This window comes from Pseudomonas sp. AC136 (assembly GCF_979258585.1).
Map to the genome: position 1 here is coordinate 477709 of NZ_OZ409865.1, position 20203 is coordinate 497911.

Below are 20203 nucleotides of genomic sequence, written 5' to 3' on the forward strand. Positions count from 1 at the left end.
ACTCTAGGGCTTGGCCTCAGGCCAATAAACGCGCAACCTTGGCCAGCACTGTTTGCGCATTCCAAACAATCAAGCCGCCAAGGAACCTGCCGATGGACCGTTTCGACGCAATGCTGGCCTTCGCCCGGGTGGTGGAAGCGGGCAGTTTCACCAAGGCCGCCGACACCCTGCACATGAGCAAAACCACGGTCACGCAGCTGATTCAGCAACTGGAAGCCAGGTTGCGGGTAAAGCTGCTGAACCGCACTACGCGCAAGCTCAACCTCACCGCCGATGGCGCCGTGTATTACGAGCGCGTGGTGCGCTTGCTGGGCGAGCTGGATGATGCCGAAACCAGTCTGTCGAGTGCCGCCACGGCGCCGCGCGGCCGGTTGCGGGTTGATGTGCCCAGTCCGCTGGCGACCACCTTGCTGATACCGGCGTTGCCTGAGTTTTACGCGCGCTATCCGGATATTCAGATTGATATGGGCGTGAGCGACCGCATGATCGACCTGATTGGCGAGAAGGTGGATTGCGTGGTGCGCGGCGGCGAGTTGCTTGACCAATCGCTGATGGCGCGCAAGGTCGGCGATTTGCAGTTGGGCGTGTACGCCGCGCCGGACTATCTGCGGCGCTTCGGCACCCCGGCTCACCCGCGCGACCTGGAAGAGTCGGCGCACCGCGTGGTCGGCTACCTGTGGGCGCGAACTGGCAAAACCTTGCCGTACACCTTGCACAAGGCAGACGACGCCGTGCATTTGCGTGGCCGTTACGCGCTGGCGGTGGACGATGGCAATGCGTACCTGGCCGCCGGTATTGCCGGCTTGGGCATGTTGTGGCTGCCCGCTTATATGGCCACAGCGCCGGTGGCGGCGGGGCAGTTGGTGCCGCTGTTTGAGGACTGGCAGATGGAGCCGATGCCGCTGTACCTGGCGTATCCACCGAACCGGCATGTGAGTTTGAAGCTGCGGGTGTTTATTGAGTGGGTGGTGGAGCTGATGGCGCGGTATGCGCCGGTGAGGTGATAGGGCTGGCGCACTTGTTACTGGTCCTGGGTGGCCCGCTTTGTGGTATCGCCCTACACGGGTGTAATCCGTTTCGCATTAATCCGCAGACCCTTTCGCGAGCCTAATTCAGTCCTGTACTTCGCACCTATCTGAAGCCGCTGCTTGCTTTCCGGTGCGATGTGGTTTCCCACCCCACTGGACGACTCTCATGATGCTTCGACGGATTAACCTCGGCTTTCGCTCAACCCTGTGCTTCGGCCTGTTTTGTGTGGTGATTGCTGGGCTCGGTTTCGCCGCGCTGCGCCAAGCCAGCACGCTGAACGATGTCAGCACCTACTTCCAGATGCAGATCGTGCCGGCCGTTAAGGAGCTGGGTGATCTGGACAGCAACTTTTCCAAAATCAACGCCGCCGACAGCATTTTGCGCAACGCCGTGGAAACCCAGGATTCACGCGAGGCGGCCGCCGCCGAGATTCAGCGCTGGCGCGCCAAGATCGACGCCAACCTCGACCGCATCGCCGCGCTGCCCTTGAGTACGGATGAGCAGACTGCGCTGGACACCTTGCGTGCAGCGGTCGTGCTGTTCGACCGCAATCAGGAACAGTATTTGCGCCTGATCGATGCGGGCGACGTGGCTGGCGCTGCCGCCTTCAACGAAGCCACATTGCGTGGCAGCAGCGCCGCGTTGCAACAGCAGATCAAGGACTTCGCCGCGGCGAAAAACGAACTGGCCGCTGACTTCAGTGCCCAGGCCAAGCGCGCCTACGACGACACCTTTGTGTGGGTAATCGGTTACAACGTGTTTGCCGTTCTGGTGTGCATTGGCATGGCCTGGCTGTACACCCGCAGCGTGCTCAAGCCGGTGCGCCAGGCGCTGGCCATCGCCGAGCGAATTGCTGACAACGATTTGAGCGGCGCCGTGATCGTCGACGGTAATGACGAAATGGCGCGCCTGCTTAAAGCGTTGGCAACCATGCAAAACAACCTGTGCCAGGCACTGGGCAAAATCAGCGATTCCTCCGCGCAACTGGCCGCCACGTCGGAACAGATGCACTGCATCACCGAAGGCGCGTCACAGGGCATGGAGCGCCAGGCGTCGGAAGTGGAGCTGGCGGCTACGGCGGTTACGCAAATGAGTGCGGCCATCGAAGAAGTTGCTCGCAACGCCGCCGGTGCGCTGGAAGTGGCCACCCAAACCAGCGCGGCGGCCAACCATGGCTGCGAGCGAGTGGACGAAACCCTCGCCGCCATCGCGCAGATGGTGGACAGCGTGCAAGACACCTCAAGCAGCGTGGAGGAGTTGGCCGGCGTTGCCACGGATATCAACAAGGTGCTGGCGGTGATCCGCTCGGTCGCTGAGCAAACCAACTTGCTCGCACTCAATGCCGCCATTGAAGCGGCGCGTGCCGGCGAGGCGGGTCGCGGCTTTGCCGTAGTGGCCGATGAAGTGCGGGCGTTGGCACGGCGCACTCAGTCTGCCACCCAGGACATCGAAACCATGGTCACCGGCATCCACACCCGCAGCGGCGCCGCGCTTGAAGCCATGGCGCTGACCAGCGAACAGGCCGGGCGCACGCAAGAGTTGTCGACTGCAGCCGGCGCGGCCCTGGTGCAGATCAACCAGGCGATTGAGCAGATCAACGAGCGCAGCCTGATGATCGCCACCGCTGCTGAGCAGCAAACCCATGTGGCCTATGAAGTGGATCGCAGCCTGATCAGCATCCGCGACCTGGCGTCGCAATCCAACGAAGGCGCGCAGCAAACCACCATTGCCAGTGGCGAGCTTTCGTACCTGGCGGTGGATCTCAGCCAGTTGGTTCGGCAGTTCAAATTTGCCTGATTGGTGTGCCAGGGCGCATTGGTGCCCTGGCTGGTGCAAGCCGTCAGATCACGAAAAAACCATGAGTGGCGTCGCGTTCCAGTTGCGCCACCAAACCGTATTCCCAATCCAGATACCCTTGCATCGCCGCCACCGCATTGTCGATGCCTTCATACGGGCGGCGATAGCGGTCAATACGTGGCGAAACCAAGTGGGTTTCGCCTGTCTCCAGCGGCAAGCCGGCTGCAATCCACGCGGCGGTGCCGCCTTCCAATACGCTCACCGGCACGCTCGTTAGGGCTTGCAAATCCACCGCTGCAAAGCGCGCCAACAAGCTGCTACCGCAGGTCAGCACATAGCGTTCTGCCACCGGCAGTTGCTCAAGCGCTTCAGTCAAATTGGCCCTTAGCAGCCAGTAAGCGCCGGGGATGTGGCGTTTGACGTAGTTGGCGCTGCTAGTGAAATCGAGCAGCACGGTGCCGGCTGTTTGTTGCCACTCGCTGAGGGTTTGCGCTGTGATGCTGGCCAACTCTGGTAAGGCGGGCAGAGGCGCTTGCCACGGGCCGGTGGCGCTGAATGACAGCACAGGCTGTGGCGCCAGTACCCACGTTTCCCAACCCATTTGCGCCAGCCACGACGCACTCATGGGCGCGCGCACGCCGTCATTGTCGACCAGCACCAGGCGGGCGCCACGCACGCTGGCGACGTGGTCGGTTTCCTGCACCAGTTGACCACCTTCAACCCACCGCGCGCCGGGCAAATGCCCAGCTTCGTATTCCTCGGCCGTGCGTACATCGAAGAGGTAAGTGGTGCGGCCATCGTCGGCCTGCCAAGCGCTCAACTGCTCCAGCGTGGCTTCGCGCACGCCGGCTTGTTCCGCGACCCGACGGGCGCTGTCGCGGGCAGCGGGCAAATGCGTTGGCGCGTCGTGGTTGAAGCGCCGCGCCTGGCCGTGTTCCAGCGTCTGGCCGGCCAGCGTCCAGCCGATGGTGCCGTTGCGCAGCGCCGCCACCTTGTTGGGAATGCCGGCGTTTACCAGCGACTGGGTGCCAATGATGCTGCGCGTGCGGCCGGCGCAATTGACGATTACGCGGGTGCTGGGATCTGGCGCCAGCTCGCGCACCCGCAGCACCAATTCGGCGCCCGGCACGCTGATGGAGCCGGGGATGTTCATGGTCTGGTATTCGTCGAACCGCCGCGCATCGAGTACCACCACATTGGCCTTTTCGCTTAACAGCGCCTGCACCTCTTCGGCCGCTAACGAGGGCGTGTGCCGACGGCTTTCCACCAGTTCACCAAAGGCTTTGCTCGGCACGTTGACGTCACGAAACAGCTCGCCACCGGCTTCGCGCCAGCCGCTTAAACCACCTTGCAGCAACGCCACGTCGCTGTAACCCAGGGCGAGTATGCGTTCAGCCGCCCGCTCGGCCAGGCCTTCGCCGTCGTCGTAGACCGTAATCGGCGTATGGCGGTGCGGCACGCGTGCATAGATTTCCACCTCCAACTTGGACAGCGGCACATTGGCCGCAAACAGCGGATGGGCTTCGGCGAAGGGCGCTTCTTCACGCACGTCCAGCAGCGCCAATTCCTGGCGGGCGAGCAGGGCGGTGCGAAGGTCCGCGTACTGACGATGGGCAAAGTCACTCATGGCGCAGGGTTCTCTTTGGACAGGTCCCAGATGTTGGGCAAGTGGTCGTTGGCATAACCGGAGATAAACGGCTTTTCGCTGCCGTCAGCGAGGTATACCGCGCGCTTCACCGCGCCGATGTTGCCGCCGTAGACGTGAATGCTGATGGAGGTACGGTCGCTGAACGCGTTGCGCACCTGATGGATATCGCCGATGCGCGGCGACACAGCCTCCACCTGGCCGGGCGTCAATCGCTGCGCCGGGCCGCTGGGCTGCAAGGCACCGTTGCTGGCGCGGCTGAACCCCTGGGCATCTTCAGCGCCGCGCAACATGCCAATGAGGCCCCAGACGCGGTGGTCATGCACCGGTGTTTCCTGCCCTGGCCCCCAGACAAAGCTGACCACGCTGAAACGCTGCGCCGAATCGACATGCAGCAGGTATTGCTGATAACGCTCGGCACTGGGCTGGGCGAAAGCGGCCGCAAGCCAATCGTCGACACTGACCAAGTCACCCAGCAGCTGCGCGCCGCGTTCGATCAGCACATCTTCCTGTGGGCGCGCGTCGAGCAGGTCGGCAAAGCCGCCGATAAACCCCCGCAAGCGAGCAACGTTGCTGTTTTGTGCCATGGTTCCCTCCGCCTGGATTAATCCGTTAGGGATCACGCTATCCCTCTGCAGGCGAAAGGTATTATTCTTAACTGGTATTTTTCCACTATTTTATTATGTGAAAAAAGAATGAAGATAGACGATATTGACGCCTTCGTGGCCGTCATCCGAAGTCAGTCCATCAGCCAGGCCGCCGAAACCCTGCAACTCACCCAGCCGGCAATAACGCGGCGCGTGCAGAACTTCGAAGACGACCTGGGCGCCAATCTGCTCGACCGCAACACCAAGCCGCTGAAGCCGACGTCGCTGGGCATGCGCGTGTATGAGCAGTGCTTGAACGTGCAGCGCGAAATGGGCGCCTTGCGCGAGTTGGTATTAAGCGACGCCGCACCCACCGGCACCCTGCGCCTGGGCGTGCCGCAAACCATCGGCGACGTGGTGCTGCTCGATGCCCTCAGCCAGCTGAAAACGCTGTATCCCGACCTGCAGGCGCAAGTCTCGACGGGCTGGGGTAGCCATCTTCTCGGCAAAATCGAGAACGGTGAACTGGACGCCGTGGCCGCGCTTTTTCCCGCCGGCAAAGTGTTCCCGGAAGCGATGGTCGGCCGCTCGCTGGCGCGCATGAACCTGGTGGTAGTCGCGGCCAAAGGCGACGTGCGCAAACGCAGCTACAAACTCGCCGACTGCTACCAACGCGGCTGGGTGCTCAACCCCGACGGCTGCGGCTTTCGCGCCGGCCTGCAACGGGCGCTGAGTGCGGAGGGGCTGTCACTGAAAGTGAACCTGGAAACCTTTGGCACCGAGCTGCAACTGGGCTTGATCGCCAATGGCTTGGGCTACGGCCTGGTGCCGATGCCGCTGCTGGAAAACAGCAGCCACCGCCAGCGCCTGGAAATTGTGCCGGTCAGCGATTTCAAGCCGGTGATCGACCTGTGGCTGGTGCACCCGCGCTTTCTCGGCAATTTGCAGGGGCCGGTGGCGGAGTTTGGCGAGATGGTGGCCAAGCGGGTGGGGTTTAGAGGCTAGAACGAGGGTTGCAGCAATGGCGACTCAAGCGGATCGCCGCCTGGCCGCTCCCACAATCGGGAAAACCGTCCCATTGTGAGCGCGAGCAGGCGGCGGTCCGTTTTAGCTAAGCGGCTTGCGGCTCATAAGCCAAACCGCGCAGATAATCGGCAAAACCGCCCGCCATACGTACATCCAATCGCGCGCTGGTGGTCACTTGCGGCAGTGCCGACCAGGCAATGCTCGCGCCGGTCGCTTGGAAGCGGCCGATCAACGCCACATCCTCATTGACTACCAACGGTTCAAACCCACCGGCGCGCGTATAGGCCAGCGCACTGAAGCCCAGGTTTGCACCGTGGATATGCCGATGCCCATCGCCGTTGTGATAACGAGCGCGGTACAGCGCTTGGGCCTCGTCGGGGATATCGCCCCAGTCGGCGATCTGCACGGTGCCGCACACCACATCGGTGCCCTGGCGCAGCTGCGCCACCAGCCAGTCTTCGGCCACTTCGCTGTCGGCGTCGGTGCAGGCCAGCCAGCGGGCGCCTTGGTCCAGCATCAGGCGGATGCCTTGCAGGCGCGCTTCACCGACGTTGCGGGCATCGACCGCCAGGGTCGCCACGTCGAATTGCAGGGCAATGTGCGCCGAGGCGTCGGTGCAGCTGTCGAGCACCACCAGAACGTGCACGGTTTCGCCGTGCAGTTCCGGGTGCGCGGCGGCGCGTTGCACGGCTTGCAGGCACTTGCCCAGCAGGGCCTCTTCGTTGTGTACCGGGATGATTACTCCAATCATGTTTCTCTCCTGATCAGGCCTTCTTGCTCAGCAACAGAGGCGGGGTTTTCGCTCCACACCTCCATCAAAAAATCCGTTTCCTGGTGCCAGACCAGGCGCGGCATGCGCAGCAGTTTGTGCAATTCGTTGTGCACTTCATCGCCGGTGTGCGGGCACCCGTCGATGGGGTGGCGCCAATGGCAGGCGACCAGCGTGCCGCCCGGTGCCAGGGCGTAGCGCATGGTGAAAATCAGTTGGGTAAGGTCGGTGCTGTCGAGGTAGTAACCGAGCTCGCTGAACACAATCAGGTCGAATTTACCGGGCGGCCATTCTTTGGGCAGTCGGCCCTGCCAGAACTGCACGTTATGGCGCTGCCCGAGCCGGGCCCGGGCGATCTCCAAAGCGGTGGTCGAGGTGTCGCAGCACAGCAGTTGCCCGCTGCGGTTGGCCAGCCGCGCGCTCAGCTCGCCGTTGGCGCAGCCCAGCTCCAACACGCTGCGGTAGCGGTGATGGGGCAGGGCCGAGAGGGTGAGATTACGTTTGCGCCGTTCGTACCAGCGTGTGCGCATGGCCCAAGGGTCGGCATCGGCGCGGAAAAGGCCTTCAAAGTAGCTATCCGCCACGCTCATGACGCGCCCCTCAAACAAAGATCAACTCGAACGGCTGCTGCAAGCGCTCCACGGCGCAGGCAGGCAATACGGGTGGCAAATCAGCCTGCGGGTCGGCGTGAATCTGACTGGCAAAGGCTTGAATGGCGTGGCGTTTCCGCGCCTGCGTCCAGGTGTCCAGAGGCAGCTTGCGGGCACGTTCCCAAGGAATTCGTGCGTCTTCAGGATGGGCCCAGTGCCAGGCCCAGATCGGAATTTCCTTGACCGGCACGTCGAGGCGTTCAGCAGCCTGCAAACACGCGGCAGCGGTGGCTTCGTGGTCGCTATGGCCGTCTTCGCGCCACGTGGTAAACAGCACGTCGGTGGGCAGCAGGTAACCGAGCAGAAACTGCGTCAGGTCGTGCTGGAACAGGTGAACTTGGGTATCGGGCAGCCCGGCATGCAGCCATTTGTATTGGCTTTGGTCTAGGCCAAGGCGGCGCAGCGCCTGCGCGCTTTCCAGCGGGCGGGCGATGCTCAGGCGTTGCGGCGTCCAGTAATGCGAGCCCAGGTTGCTCGCCGTGCCAGCGGTAACGGAAACCAGCAATACCGGAATATGGCGCGCCGCCAACTGTTGCAGCAGGCCGCCGCAGCCCAGGACTTCATCGTCCGGGTGTGGCGCGACGATGACGGCGCGCGACCCCACCGGCATCAGTTCGTCGATGCTGATCGGGGCGACATCCGCAAGGCGCCGGGACTGGTTCCAGGCGTGTAAAGGCGTACCGATAAGCTGGCTATTGATCAGGTTGGGCTTCATATCATCCAGCTTCCTTCCGGTTCATCTGCAACCCGCTCACCCTGAGCGGCGAGGTCGCGTTCTGCATGGCTCTGTCTCAGATAGACAGGCAGGTCTGCCAGCAGTTGGGCAAATTTTTCATCTAAACAATAAGGCGCTGCGCCAAGCGCTCGGCCGACATGCTCCAGCGCCTGGTTGGCGGCCCACTCGCACAGGCTGCGCAAGCGCCGCGCCAGGTGTTCGGCGTTGGCGTAGGGGTTGTTGTCGACCCACTGGGCGCCGGCTCGCAAACCGTCGGCAGTGGCGCTAAGCGCGGTGTCCAGCGCGCCCAAGTGCGCCAACGCATGGGGTTCGGCATGGGCGCGGCAATGGCGACGCAACGCTTCGCCCACGGCCTGGGCCGCGCCAAACCAGCACGCGGCGATACCGGCGCCGCCTTGCCAGAAACCCGGACGTTGCAAATAGGCGCCTGGAGGCCCGATGCAATGCCCGCGCGCCTGTTCGAAATTCACCGACACGCTGCCGGTGGCCGCCATGCCGACGGCGTGCCAACCCTCGTCCAGCACCGTGACGCCTGGCTGTTGCAGGGAAACGGCGACTAGCTGCTGTTGGCCTTCTTCGTCCCAGCACGTAAGCAGCGCGTGGCTAATCTGCGTGGCGCCGGAACACCAGGCTTTGCGCCCGTCCAGGCGAACATCCTGGGCGGAGGTGCGCGAGTTGATATGCACTTTGGCCTGCGGCGGTTCTGCGGCCCACATGCCCCAGGTGCTGTCGGCAGGCATGGCGTAGCGCGCGGCTTCGTCCACGCAATCGACCTCGGCCAGAATGGCCAAGGCGTCGGTGTGTCCTTCGTAGAGTTTGCACAGGCTCAGATCAGTCGCCGCGACGCTGGCCAAACCGCGCCAGCGGTGCAACGTGGCGCCGCCGGCGGGATAGGGAAGGCGGTCGAGGCCTTCGTTGACCAACTGTTTGAGCACCTGGCCCGGTTGTCGAACCGGGCAGGTGAGGGCGGCGAGAAACGCCTGCAGGTCGGCGTCGCTGTAGTGACGTTCCATGCGGCGGTCTCCGTTGAGGGCCAGCGTTACGCGTTGGCGTCGCGCTGCAGCTCGAACAACAACAGTGAACGGCTGGTGACGGTGAACTCGTCGCCAAACTCGAACACTTCGTGGCTGTGGTCTTCGGGACGATTGCTGTCCAACAAGCACTTCCAGTTCATGCCCTGGGCGACTTCCGGCAGGGTGAAGTTGACCACGTCATGGTGCGAGTTGAGCACCAGCAGCAAGGTCGCGTCAGCGCCTTTGCGGCGGATGCCGGTGGGTTGCGCACGACCGTCCATGAGCATGCCCAGGCAGCGGGCATGAGGGTCTTGCCACTGCTCTTCGGTCATCTCGTTGCCGCACGGCGACAGCCAGGTGACGTCCTTGACCCCGAGTTCCTCGTTGTACTGGCCAACCAGGAAGCGGCCACGACGCAGGATCGGGAAGGCTTTGCGCAGGCTGATGACCCGACGCGTGAACTCCATCAGGCTGCGGCCTTCGTCGTCCAGCTCCCAATCCACCCAGCCGATCTCGTTGTCTTGGCAATACACGTTGTTGTTGCCGCCCTGGGTGCGACTGAATTCGTCGCCGGCCACCAGCATCGGTGTGCCTTGGGACAGCAGCAACGTCGCCAGCATGTTGCGCATCTGGCGCAGGCGCAGGGTGCGAATTTCCGGGTCGTCGGTCGGGCCTTCGGCGCCGTGGTTCCACGAGATGTTGTTGTCGCTGCCGTCGCGGTTGTCTTCACCGTTGGCGTCGTTGTGTTTGTGGTCGTACGACACCACGTCGCGCAGGGTGAAACCGTCGTGGGCGGTGATGAAGTTCACCGAGGCAAACGGGCGGCGGCCGCGTTGGTTGAACAGGTCGCCGGACGCTGTCAGGCGGCTTGCCAGTTCGGCGACTTGGCCTTCGTCGCCGCGCCAGAACGCGCGCACATTGTCACGGAAGCGGTCGTTCCACTCGGCCCAGCCCGGCGGGAAGCCGCCGACCTGATAGCCGCCGGGACCGCAGTCCCACGGCTCGGCGATGAGTTTGGTTTTGCTCAGCACCGGGTCCTGGCGACAGGCAACCAAGAAGCTGTGGCGCTCGTCGAAGCCATCGGCGTAGCGGCCGAGAATGGTCGCCAGGTCGAAGCGGAAACCGTCCACGCGCATTTCCGTGGCCCAATAGCGCAGCGAGTCGGTGACCATTTGCAGCACGCACGGGTGGCTCAGGTCCAGCGTATTGCCGGTGCCGGAATCGTTGATGTAATGGCGTTTATCGCTGGGCAGCAGGCGGTAGTAACTGGCGTTGTCGATGCCGCGCATGCTCAGGGTCGGGCCCATCTCGTTGCCCTCGGCCGTGTGGTTGTAAACCACGTCGAGCAGCACTTCCAAACCCGCGTCGTGCAGGTGGGCGACCATTTCTTTGAATTCGTTGATATGCCCGCTCGCCGAGTAGCCGGCGTGGGGCGCGAAGAAGGCGATGGTGTTGTAGCCCCAATAGTTGTTCATGCCTTTTTCGAGCAGGTGTTTGTCGTCGACAAACCCGTGCACGGGCAGCAGCTCGATGGTGGAAACGCCGAGCTTTTTGATGTGCTGCAGCAGGTCCGGGTTCATCAGTCCGGCGTAGGTGCCACGCAGGTTTTCAGCCACGGCGGGGTGACGCATGCTGGTGCCGCGCACGTGGGCTTCGTAAATGATCGTGCTGTCCCACGGCACGCGCACATGGGGGCGCTCGCCCCAGGTGAACGCTGGGTCGATAACTTTGCTTTTCGGCACGAATTTGGCGCTGTCGCGCTTATCGAAACTGAGGTCGGCGTCTTTGTGGCCGATGGTGTAGCCGAACAGCGCTTCAGACCATTTCAGCTTGCCAACCAACTGTTTGGCGTAGGGGTCGATCAACAGTTTGTTGGGGTTGAAACGGTGCCCGGCCGAGGGCTCGTACGGGCCGTATACGCGGTAGCCATAAATTTGCCCGGGGTGCGCGTCGGGCAGGTAGCCGTGCCAGATTTCGTCGGTGTATTCAGGCAGCACGATGCGTTCGAGTTCGGTTTCACCGGTGCTGTCGAACAGGCACAGCTCCACTTTCGTGGCATGGGCGGAGAACAGCGCAAAGTTGACGCCGAGGCCATCCCAGGTTGCGCCCAGGGGGAACGGATGGCCTTCAGAAATGCGCGATTGCCGCACGACTTGCGGCGCCCCAGTGGGCGATTTATGCGGCTTGGTCATGGGTGACGATTCCTTCGATTCAACATTGAATTCCGATAACGATCACTTCACGCCGACTAGCCTGTGATTCAGGCCTTAGGCGGTTTGGCGGCCGGTTTTTTTGCCGCGGCTGGTTTGTTGGCAGCCGGTTTAGCGGGCTTGCTGTCAGTAGATTTGGCTGGCGCAGCGGCTTTCGGTTCAGGTGATTTTTCGGCGGTTTTTTTCGCCGCAGGTTTTGCTGGCTTGGCTTCCAGCAACGCGGGTTTTTCAGCCTTGGCGGCCGGTTTTTTCGCCGCTGGAATCGCCGGGTTCGGCGCCGGCAAGGTTTTACCTTTGACCGTTTTCTTCGCGGCCGGCACGCCGGCTTCGGAGGCGGCCAGCTTCAGCGCCATTTGCCAATGGCGTTCGGCTTGGCCTTCGGGTTTGCCTTCCGATTCCCAGATTTGGAATGCGAATTCACTAACGCGTTTTTCGTCGATGCTCATGGCCGAGGCTCCTGAAAGGGGTGAAGCAAAGTGACCGGGAAATCCCGCAGGAGGTGGGCGACGTCAAGGCGACCGTCCACCGGGGTGTGGCTGCTGGCAGTAAAAGCGCTGATCAGCGTGTGACGGCTGAGTTCGGGCGGCAGCACGAGGTGCGTGTCACCCCAGGCGCTGGCAGGAATCAATGGCGTGGCGCTGTCACCGAGCAGGTTCGCGGCCAGGCGCGGTACCAGCACGATCACAAACTGCTCATCGTCGACATAACGGGCGAACGCCAACACGCGGTCGGCCTGACTGCCAGCGACGGTCAGCGGCCGGTAACTGCCGGCCGAAAACACCTGTGGCTGGCAGGCGCGCAGGTGCAAGGTGTGGCGAATCAGGCCCTGTTTCAACGGGCCGTCGGCCCAGTGCGCAAGCTGCTCGCTAATGGCTTTGGGCTGGCTCAAGGCGCCCTGGCGCGCGGCGAAATCCACCGGGCGGCGGTTGTCCGGGTCGACCAGGCTGAAGTCCCAGAATTCGGCGCCCTGGTACAGGTCGGGTACGCCGGGCGTGGTCATGCGCAGCAGCGTCTGCACCAGGCCATTGAGGGCGCCGGCGGGCGCTAGCGAGGCCGCCGCGTTGGCGATGTCTTTGCGCAATTCCAGGGCTTCGGGGCTTTGCAGCAGTTGCTGCAAGAAGCTGCGGCAAGCGCCTTCGTAAGCCTCGTTGTTGGCGCTCCAGCTGCTGCGCAGTTTGGCTTCGCGCAGCGCTTTTTCCTGCCAGCCAACCAAGCGCTGGAAGTAGGCGTCCAGGCCGGTTTGGTCGTCACCAGCCAGGCCTAGGGGCCAACTGCCGAGCAGGGTTTGGTACAGCATCATTTCGTCGCCGGCACTCGGCGCCATGCCGTCGGTGAGTTCTTGGCGCAGCGGCGCCGCCATCGGCCACCAGCGGTCGATGTGCTCCACCAGCCAGGTTGAGCGCTCACTGATGGCCGCCAAGCGCGCACGGGTGTCTTCGCCGCGTTTGTGGTCGTGGGTGGCGGTGGTCAGCAGGTTGTTGGGCAGGTGCTCGGCGCGGCGTTGCCAGCTCGCTTCGATCTCGGCCACCGGCGCGCTGAAGTGCTGCGGGTCGAAGCCCACATCGTTGCGCGACAGCAGCACGGCGCTGCGGTAGCACGCGGTGTCTTCCACGGCTTTGGCGGCAGCGGGCGAGGTGAGTTGTTGAAAGCGCGTGAGCATTTTCTGCCGCTGCCGGCGCGCCGGGCCTGGGGGCAACTGACGCAGTGCTTCGCCACCCAGCCAGCGGTCGAGGTAGTCGAGAATCGGCCAGTCGGCTTCGCTGAGGTTGTTGCGCGCGGCTTCCAAGGCTTGAGCGAAGAACAGTTGATCCTGCTCGGAACGGCCATGCCCGCCGGCATAGGTGCGGTACACCGGGAAGTGCACGATCAATTCCAGCAGCGCACGGCGGATGGAGCCGAGCGTCAGGTCGCGGGTATAAACGTCATCGCGGGCGACCAACAACAAGCCCTGCGCCAGCGCTTCAAGGTCGCCGGCCAGGGTGCCGTTGAGCACCAGGTTTCGCGCCTCGCGCACCTCGTCCATAAAGTTGGCGGTTCGGCCGCTGCGGGTTTCCCACAGGTCGGCCAATTGCAGTTGGCCAATGGGGTCGTGCTGCAGGAGCGACACCTCGTTCATAAATTCGTAGCCGGTGGTGCCATCCACCGCCCAGTTGGTGGGCAACTGCTCGCCGGCGCCGATGATTTTTTCCACATAAATCGGGAACGGCAGCGCCTTGCCCTGAGCGTCGCGCAGCTCGCTTGGGCGTTTGTTCAGCAAGCCGTTCACTCGCCGGCGCAGTTTGCGGCAGTAGCTGCCGGGGTTGGCCAGACCATCGACGTGGTCGATGCGCAGCCCGTCCACCAAGCCGCGCTGAATCAGCTCGAAAATTTTCGCGTGGGTGGCTTCGAACACGCGGTTGCGCTCAACCCGCAAGCCGCCCAGTTCGTTGATGTCGAAGAAGCGCCGCCAGTTGATGTCGTCAGCCGCGGTGCGCCAGCTCGCCAGGCGATAGTGCTGGCGTTCGAGCAGGCGGTGCAGGTTGTCGAAGGCGTATTGGTCAATGCTGCCGCTGTCGTCGATTTTGCCGCTCACCACTTCGAAGTGGCTGACCGCCTCGGCCAGCGCCAAGCCCACGTCCGGCACCTGGACCGCCTCGGCAAGATCCGCGCGAATTTGTCGGGCGCTGTGCCAGGCCATGGGGTCGACGTCGAGGCTTTCGAAGCGCGCGGCGAAGGCTTGCAGCGTCGCGTCTTCGCTGGTCTTCAGCACGTCGGCGTAGGTGGGAGGCCAGAGCGGGAAGCGGTGTTCGTAGTGCTGGGCATACAAGCTGCCGGTTTCGGCTTCGAACTTCAGTTCGATTTCCCCGGCGCCGAGCACTTCGCCGTAATCGGTGCGCAGGAAGGGCACCAGCAGTTGGCCGACCATCAGCGGGTCGTGGGAGCGCCACTGAATGTCGAAGAAATTCGCGTAGGGGCTGGTCGGGCCCCATTCGAGTACGTCGAGCCACCACGGGTTGGCGTCGCCGCCCACGGCCATGTGGTTGGAGACGATGTCCAGCAGCAAGCCCATGCCATGGGCACGCAGCTCGGCCACTAAGCGCAGTAGTGCGTCTTCGCCGCCCAATTCGGGGTTGATGCGGGTGGGGTCTACGACGTCGTAGCCGTGGGTGGAACCGGGCCGCGCGGTCAAAATCGGCGAGGCGTACAGGTGGCTGATGCCTAGGTCGGCAAAGTAGCCAACCAGCGGCACCGCGTCGTCGAGGGTGAAGTCTTTATGAAATTGCAGACGGACAGTGGCCGTCAGTGGACGTAATGGCTTAGTCATTGCGGTGTCTCGATGGCGCTAAGTGATCACGGGCGCGGCGCGCTTGGTCGAGGCGTTCCAGCCGTTGGCTCGGTTCGGGGCGGTCGAGCATATCGGCGGCGTTCATGCTCCAGCGGCGGCGCCAGTTGGGGTGCGTGTCGCCGGGTCCGGGCAGGTTGGGTTGTTCGAATTCGCCCATGGCGTCTTCCAACGGCAGCAGCACCAATGGCGCCGGCGTGCTGCCGAGGAACGAGACGCTAGCGTCCAGTTGCTCAGTGATGCTGTTGTCGCGAATTGGCAGCAATGCGCAGTCTTGAAAGGCTTTGTGCAGGTTGTGCTTTTCCCAGTGGCGATGGCTGCGGTCGTCGACGCTCTGTTCGGGCGTCGATTGCCCGGCCATCTCTCGCCATTCGATATCGCGGCCTTGCATCCAGCCGTGCAGGGTGGGCAGGTCGTGGGTGGTGGTGGTCGCCAACGCGTCGTCCGGCCACTGCGGTGCGGGAATAAAGGCGCCGTTCTTTTGCTCGAACAGCAGCACGCGCATGCCGAGCAGGCGGCTGCGGCCCAACTCTTCACGCAGGCCGTCGGGCACGGTGCCGAGGTCTTCGCCGATCACAAGCGCGCGGTTGCGCCACGACTCCAGCGCCACCAGGCGCAGCAAGTCTTGGAGCGGATAGTTCAGGTACGCGCCGGCTTGCGGCGGCGCGCCCTGCGGAATCACCCACAGGCGTTGCAAGCCCATCACATGATCGATGCGCACACCGCCCACGTGGGCAAGGTTGGCTTGCAGCATTTCGATAAAGGCGCGGTAACCGTTGCGGCGCAAGCCGTCTGGTGAGAACGCCGAGATGCCCCAGCTCTGGCCCTGACGGTTGAGGATGTCGGGTGGCGCGCCAACGGTGAGGCTTTGCAGCAGTTCGTCCTGGCGCGACCAGGCCTGGCTGCCGGCGCCATCGGCACCCACGGCCAGGTCGGCGATCAGGCCAATTTTCATCCCGGCGTTCAACGCAGCGGCCTGGGCGCGGCCCATGCTGCGCGCCATCAGCCATTGGCAGAAGGCGTGGTAGCCAACTTCCTGGGCGTGGTCGGCGGCGAACAGGTCGACATTGGCGTGGTGCGGGTCGCGGTAATGCTCCGGCCAGGTGCGCCAGTCGCCGGACATTTCGTTGCGCACCATAAAGCCCTGCAAGGCTTCGAAGCGGCAGTGCTGCAACAGTGCGTCGCCGCCGCACAGCAAGAACTTATCGAAGTCCGGCGTCAGCGCGTTGTGCTGGTCGCGGAAGGTTTGATAGAGCTGGCGCAGCAGGCGCTGGCGGCTATCCGTGACGCCCGGCCAGTCGACCAGGTCGAGGCTTTCGAGCTGTTTGCGGTTGTCGTGCAGGCCACAGATTTGCAGCGCGTCGTTGACGGCCGCGTCGCCAAGAATCATGTCTGGCGCGGCGTGCAAGGCGTTGAACAGTAAGCGGCTGGAGGGCGAGTACGGACTGTACTGGCCCGGCCAGGCGCTGAACATGGCGTGCATGGGGCTGATGGCCAGCGCGTCGGCGCCATGGTGGGCAGCGCTGCGCGCCAGATCGGCAAGCGCCTGCATATCGCCGAGCCCGCCGTCGTTGTTGCGGCGCAGCGAATACACCTGTGCGGTCAGGCCCCAAATGTGCCGGCGCTGGCCGTCGGTCAACTCTTCCACGCTCAGGCAGGCGGGCGGGGCGACGGCGACGGTGATCAGCCGCTCGCCAATTTGCAGGCGGTGATAACCGTAGTCGGCAATGGCCGGCAGGCAGCCGTGGCCATCGAGACGCCCGTCCACTCGACGGCCGTTTTCCAAATGCAGGCTGAAGGGCGTGTTGGCGCCAAACTCGCTGGCCAGTGACAGCGGCTTGTGCATCTCGTGGGTCAGCAGCGGGTCGAGTTCGCGGCGGTGCTGTTGCTGTTCAAGGTGCGCCAGGCTGGCCGCGATTTGTTGCGGGCTTTGGGCCGCGTAACCCAGGGCTTCGACCAACGCTCGTTGGGCGTCGGGATCTACGCGTTGCGGCCGGCCGTTGGCGTCTACCCAGTCGACGCTCAGTCCTGCTGCGGTAGACAGGCTGGCCAGTTGCTCGTCGCTCATGCGCTTTCCTCTAATGATGCCAATGCGCTAAATGGGCCGCGCAAGCCTTGTTGCGCAGCGTGCAAGTCGATGCGGTTGCCGAAGATGACGCGCGCCGCCGGCCCCAGCGGCGGGGCGCTGACGGGCTGGTTGCTGAGGTTGAGGTCAATGCGCAGCTTGCTGCCGTCGCCCAGCGTCCAGTTGGCGCTCACGGCTTTGTCGCCGAGCACCTGCACATGGCCGGCGCGGCTGCCGGGAAGCAGCGGCACGATCAGCTGCTGACGCAGCTCCAACAACTTGCGGTAGTAAATGCGCCAGGCTTGATGGCTGGGCTCGATGTCCGGGGCGTAATCGGGCAGCGAGGCGTTGAAGGTGCCGAGTTTGTTCGGGTCGGGAATGCTGTCGCGGATGGCAGCATCCTGGAACACGGCGAAGTCTTTGAACTCGTTGCGCCGGCCATCGCGCACGGCAACGGCCAGTTCGTCATGGTGGTCGGTGAAGAATAGAAATGACTGGCGTGAGCCCCATTCCTCGCCCATGAACAACAGTGGAATCATCGGCGACAGCAGCAACAGCACAGTGGCGGCCTTCAAGGCGTCCGGGTCGCAGAGGGTGCTTAGCCGCTCGCCAAAGGCACGGTTGCCCACTTGGTCGTGGTTCTGCAGAAACAGCACGAAGGCGGTGGGCGGCAGGTGCCCGCTGGGCTCGCCACGGGTATGCCCGTGACGATTTTCCTGGCCCTGGTAGACGAAGCCTTCTTGGAGGCAGCGGGCGAGTTTCTCGGTCGGCTGCTGGCAATAATCCTGGTAGTAGCCCTCGTGCTCGTCGGTGAGCAGCACGTGCAGGGTGTTATGGCCGTCGTCGTTCCATTGCGCATCAAAGCCGGCTTGCAGCAACTCAGCGCTGTTGTGCTCGTTTTCCAGCACCAGGTGCAGCTGGCGATCCAGCGGCACCGAGGCGCGCAGGCGCTGGGCCATTTCGATCAGAAAGTCTTTTTCGCTGATGGCGTGCACGGCGTCGAAGCGCAGGCCGTCGACTCGGTAGTCGTGCACCCACATCAGCGCGTTTTCGATAAAAAAGTCACGCACCTGGGCGCGGCGGAAGTCGATAGACGGCCCCCACGGTGTGGTGATGTCTTCGCGAAAGAAATCCTTGGCGTACAGGCCGAGGTAATTGCCGTCTGGCCCGAAGTGGTTGTAGACCACGTCGACAAACACCATCAGGCCCAGGCCATGGGCGGTGTCGATTAGATGGCGCAGTTCATCGGGGCTGCCGTAGTTGCGCTGCGGCGCGAACGGCAACACGCCGTCGTAGCCCCAGTTACGTTCGCCGGGAAACTGGTTAATGGGCATCAGCTCGATGGCGGTCACGCCCAGTTCGCGTAAATCGGCGAGCCGCTGTTCAACACCGGCAAAGCCGCCCAGCAGTCCCACATGCACTTCGTACAACACCGTTTCGTGCCATGGCCGGCCGCGCCAGTCGGCTTGTTGCCAAGCGTAGGCGGTGGGGTCGGTTACCAGGCTGAAGCCGTGCACGGTGTCCTGCTGGGCGCGAGAGGCCGGGTCGGGTACTTGCTGGCCGCCGTCGATGCGGTAGGCGTACGCGCCTCCAATCGGGCAAGGCAGCTCGGCGCGAAACCAGCCCTCGGTCTCTTTCTGCAAGGGCTGCGCGCTGCCATCGGCAAACACCACGTCAACCGTGTTGGCTTGCGGTGCCCAGAGCGCGAAGCGGGTGAGTCCCTCCGCTACGGGGAGGGCGCCGTGTGCCGGCCGGGTGGTCGGCGCCGACATCACCATTGCCCTCGCGCACGGGCGGCTTTTTGTTGCAGCAGGTCTTTGTACAGACGGTCGTAGGGTTCAACCGACTGCTTCCAGAACAGCGGCGAGGCCATGGCGCGGCAGCGCATGGCGTTCAGCAGCTCGGGGTATTGGAAAACCGTGAGGGCGCGCTGCACCGCGTCTGTGTAGCTCTCGGCGGTAGCGTCGCGGAACAGGAAGCCGGTGACGCCATCTTCGATGGTGTCGGCCAGGCCGCCGGTCTTGCGCGCGATGGGTAGCGAACCAAAGCGTTGGGCGTACATCTGGCTCAGGCCGCACGGCTCGAAGCGCGACGGCATGAGCAGGAAGTCGCTGCCGGCAAACATGCGGCGGGCGTCGGTTTCGTTAAAGCCGACTTTCACACCGACGCGGCCGGGATAGCGCTTGGCCATTTCGGTGAGGGCCTGTTCCAGCTCCGGCTCACCGCGACCGATCACCGCCAGGCGACCGCCGCCTTGCACGATGGTGTCGACCACTTCGAGGGTCAGGTCGATACCTTTTTGCTGCACCAGACGCGAGACCACGGCGAACAGGGGGCCGCTATCGGCATCCAGGCCAAACAGCTGCTCGACGTATTCGGCGTTTTGTTTCTTCCCGCCCAGGTTGTGCATGCTGAAGTTGGCAACCAGGTGGGTGTCGGTGCGTGGGTCCCAGCTTTCGTCGATGCCATTGGTGATACCGCTGAGGCTGCCCTCGTTGGTCTTCACCTGCAGCATGCCTTGCATACCGCAGCCGAACGCCTCGGTGGTGATTTCCTGGGCATAGGTATGGCTGACGGTGGTGATGTGGTCGGCGTAGGTGATGCCGGCCTTGAGCAGCGACAGCTTGCCGTAGAACTCCATGCCTTCCGGCCCGCAGGCTTCCGGCGGCAGGGCGAGTTCGGGGCTGCAATGCATGTCGATCATTCCCTGGTAGGCCAGGTTGTGAATGGTGAACACGCAGGGCGTGTCTTGCTCCTGCCACTTCATATAGGCGGGCGTGAGGGCCGTCGGCCAGTCGTTGGCGTGGACCAGGTCCGGGCACCAGCTGATGCAGGCGGTGCCGGCGGCGATGTCGGCAGCGGCCATGCCCAGACGGGCGAAGCGGATATGGTTGTCTGGCCAGTCGCGGCTGTTGACGTCGCCATAGGGCGTGCCTTCGCGCTCGTACAGCTCGGGGCTGATCAGCACGTACACGATCAGGCCGTCGGGCAAGTCCATGCGGCCGATCTTGCACGAAGGAAGCGCGGCATGGCCTTTAACTTCGCCGATCACGCGCAGCGGGTGGCCGCTTTCCAGCACTTGCGGGTAGCCGGGAATCAGCACCCGAATGTCATGTTGGCCGGAGAGGGCGCGGGGCAGGGCAGCGGACACATCGCCAAGGCCGCCCACCTTGATCAAGTCAGCCAGCTCGGACGTCACGAAGAGGATTTTTTTCTTATTGGGATACAGCGTTTTTGGCTTGGTGCTTTCAACCGGAGGTTGAGCCTTGGGGGCGACAATCGAAGCGAAATCGTCTAACCGTTCCATCGCTAGTGCAGTTCCCATGTGTTCCTCCCGTGGCGCCGGTCGTTCAC

The 20203-nt window shown here is 63.5% G+C and carries 15 protein-coding genes; 3 read left to right on the forward strand and 12 right to left on the reverse strand.

Annotation, left to right across the window (positions count from 1 at the left end):
• The first annotated feature begins 92 nt into the window (after window positions 1-92).
• Together ACZZZU_RS02190 and ACZZZU_RS02195 are read left to right on the forward strand one after the other, a co-directional pair.
• The gene (locus ACZZZU_RS02190; RefSeq protein WP_463549586.1) at window positions 93-1004 is read left to right on the forward strand and encodes a LysR family transcriptional regulator; all 912 of its coding nucleotides are present in this window, start codon (window positions 93-95) and stop codon (window positions 1002-1004) included.
• Window positions 1005-1194: 190 nt separating this feature from the next.
• The gene (locus ACZZZU_RS02195; RefSeq protein ID WP_463549587.1) at window positions 1195-2826 is read left to right on the forward strand and encodes a methyl-accepting chemotaxis protein; all 1632 of its coding nucleotides are present in this window, start codon (window positions 1195-1197) and stop codon (window positions 2824-2826) included.
• A gap of 43 nt (window positions 2827-2869) precedes the next feature.
• Here ACZZZU_RS02195 and ACZZZU_RS02200 read toward each other — a convergent pair whose 3' ends face one another.
• The gene (locus ACZZZU_RS02200; RefSeq protein WP_463549588.1) at window positions 2870-4453 is read right to left on the reverse strand and encodes a rhodanese-related sulfurtransferase; all 1584 of its coding nucleotides are present in this window, start codon (window positions 4451-4453) and stop codon (window positions 2870-2872) included.
• Window positions 4450-5058: a cysteine dioxygenase family protein gene (locus ACZZZU_RS02205; protein ID WP_463382831.1), complete on the reverse strand. Its 609-nt coding sequence runs from the start codon at window positions 5056-5058 to the stop codon at window positions 4450-4452. Before ACZZZU_RS02205 ends, ACZZZU_RS02200 begins: the two co-directional genes overlap by 4 nt.
• Before the next feature lie 108 nt (window positions 5059-5166).
• Between ACZZZU_RS02205 and ACZZZU_RS02210 the strand changes: the two genes are divergently transcribed.
• Window positions 5167-6063: a LysR family transcriptional regulator gene (locus tag ACZZZU_RS02210; protein WP_463382830.1), complete on the forward strand. Its 897-nt coding sequence runs from the start codon at window positions 5167-5169 to the stop codon at window positions 6061-6063.
• A 106-nt stretch (window positions 6064-6169) separates the two neighbouring features.
• Here ACZZZU_RS02210 and ACZZZU_RS02215 read toward each other — a convergent pair whose 3' ends face one another.
• The 10 genes from ACZZZU_RS02215 to glgA all read right to left on the reverse strand — a co-directional run bounded on the left by ACZZZU_RS02215 (window position 6170) and on the right by glgA (window position 20156).
• Window positions 6170-6835, reverse strand: coding sequence for a glycosyltransferase family 2 protein (locus tag ACZZZU_RS02215; RefSeq protein ID WP_463549589.1), 666 nt, complete (start codon window positions 6833-6835; stop codon window positions 6170-6172).
• Window positions 6832-7443 (reverse strand): class I SAM-dependent methyltransferase, encoded by a 612-nt coding sequence (locus ACZZZU_RS02220; RefSeq protein WP_122495816.1) that lies wholly within the window; start codon window positions 7441-7443, stop codon window positions 6832-6834. The genes ACZZZU_RS02215 and ACZZZU_RS02220 overlap by 4 nt, the downstream gene beginning before the upstream one ends.
• Window positions 7444-7453: 10 nt before the next feature.
• Window positions 7454-8218, reverse strand: a complete 765-nt coding sequence (locus tag ACZZZU_RS02225) for a PIG-L family deacetylase (protein ID WP_122495818.1) — start codon at window positions 8216-8218, stop codon at window positions 7454-7456.
• Window positions 8215-9276, reverse strand: coding sequence for an acyl-CoA dehydrogenase (locus ACZZZU_RS02230; RefSeq protein WP_463552089.1), 1062 nt, complete (start codon window positions 9274-9276; stop codon window positions 8215-8217). Before ACZZZU_RS02230 ends, ACZZZU_RS02225 begins: the two co-directional genes overlap by 4 nt.
• Window positions 9277-9278: 2 nt before the next feature.
• Complete coding sequence (gene glgX, locus ACZZZU_RS02235; RefSeq protein WP_122495821.1) at window positions 9279-11444, reverse strand: glycogen debranching protein GlgX; 2166 nt, start codon at window positions 11442-11444, stop codon at window positions 9279-9281.
• Between the two features lie 68 nt (window positions 11445-11512).
• A complete protein-coding gene (locus tag ACZZZU_RS02240; protein ID WP_463536540.1) occupies window positions 11513-11908 on the reverse strand; it encodes a DUF2934 domain-containing protein in 396 nt (131 codons plus the stop codon).
• Entirely contained in the window at window positions 11905-14766 is a 2862-nt protein-coding gene (locus ACZZZU_RS02245) for a malto-oligosyltrehalose synthase (protein ID WP_463549590.1), read from the reverse strand. Before ACZZZU_RS02245 ends, ACZZZU_RS02240 begins: the two co-directional genes overlap by 4 nt.
• Entirely contained in the window at window positions 14759-16852 is a 2094-nt protein-coding gene (gene malQ, locus ACZZZU_RS02250; RefSeq protein WP_463549591.1) for a 4-alpha-glucanotransferase, read from the reverse strand. Before malQ ends, ACZZZU_RS02245 begins: the two co-directional genes overlap by 8 nt.
• Window positions 16849-18621, reverse strand: a complete 1773-nt coding sequence (gene treZ, locus ACZZZU_RS02255) for a malto-oligosyltrehalose trehalohydrolase (protein ID WP_463549592.1) — start codon at window positions 18619-18621, stop codon at window positions 16849-16851. Before treZ ends, malQ begins: the two co-directional genes overlap by 4 nt.
• A complete protein-coding gene (gene glgA / locus ACZZZU_RS02260) occupies window positions 18621-20156 on the reverse strand; it encodes a glycogen synthase GlgA (RefSeq protein WP_463552090.1) in 1536 nt (511 codons plus the stop codon). Before glgA ends, treZ begins: the two co-directional genes overlap by 1 nt.
• Window positions 20157-20203: the final 47 nt, after the last annotated feature.

Coding starts and splice junctions, on each gene's coding strand:
- ACZZZU_RS02190 (WP_463549586.1), top strand. CDS start 93: ATGGACCGTTTCGACGCAATGCTGGCCTTCGCCCGGGTGGTGGAAGCG.
- ACZZZU_RS02195 (WP_463549587.1), top strand. CDS start 1,195: ATGATGCTTCGACGGATTAACCTCGGCTTTCGCTCAACCCTGTGCTTC.
- ACZZZU_RS02200 (WP_463549588.1), bottom strand. CDS start 4,453: ATGAGTGACTTTGCCCATCGTCAGTACGCGGACCTTCGCACCGCCCTG.
- ACZZZU_RS02205 (WP_463382831.1), bottom strand. CDS start 5,058: ATGGCACAAAACAGCAACGTTGCTCGCTTGCGGGGGTTTATCGGCGGC.
- ACZZZU_RS02210 (WP_463382830.1), top strand. CDS start 5,167: ATGAAGATAGACGATATTGACGCCTTCGTGGCCGTCATCCGAAGTCAG.
- ACZZZU_RS02215 (WP_463549589.1), bottom strand. CDS start 6,835: ATGATTGGAGTAATCATCCCGGTACACAACGAAGAGGCCCTGCTGGGC.
- ACZZZU_RS02220 (WP_122495816.1), bottom strand. CDS start 7,443: ATGAGCGTGGCGGATAGCTACTTTGAAGGCCTTTTCCGCGCCGATGCC.
- ACZZZU_RS02225 (WP_122495818.1), bottom strand. CDS start 8,218: ATGAAGCCCAACCTGATCAATAGCCAGCTTATCGGTACGCCTTTACAC.
- glgX (WP_122495821.1), bottom strand. CDS start 11,444: ATGACCAAGCCGCATAAATCGCCCACTGGGGCGCCGCAAGTCGTGCGG.
- ACZZZU_RS02240 (WP_463536540.1), bottom strand. CDS start 11,908: ATGAGCATCGACGAAAAACGCGTTAGTGAATTCGCATTCCAAATCTGG.
- ACZZZU_RS02245 (WP_463549590.1), bottom strand. CDS start 14,766: ATGACTAAGCCATTACGTCCACTGACGGCCACTGTCCGTCTGCAATTT.
- malQ (WP_463549591.1), bottom strand. CDS start 16,852: ATGAGCGACGAGCAACTGGCCAGCCTGTCTACCGCAGCAGGACTGAGC.
- treZ (WP_463549592.1), bottom strand. CDS start 18,621: ATGTCGGCGCCGACCACCCGGCCGGCACACGGCGCCCTCCCCGTAGCG.
- glgA (WP_463552090.1), bottom strand. CDS start 20,156: ATGGAACGGTTAGACGATTTCGCTTCGATTGTCGCCCCCAAGGCTCAA.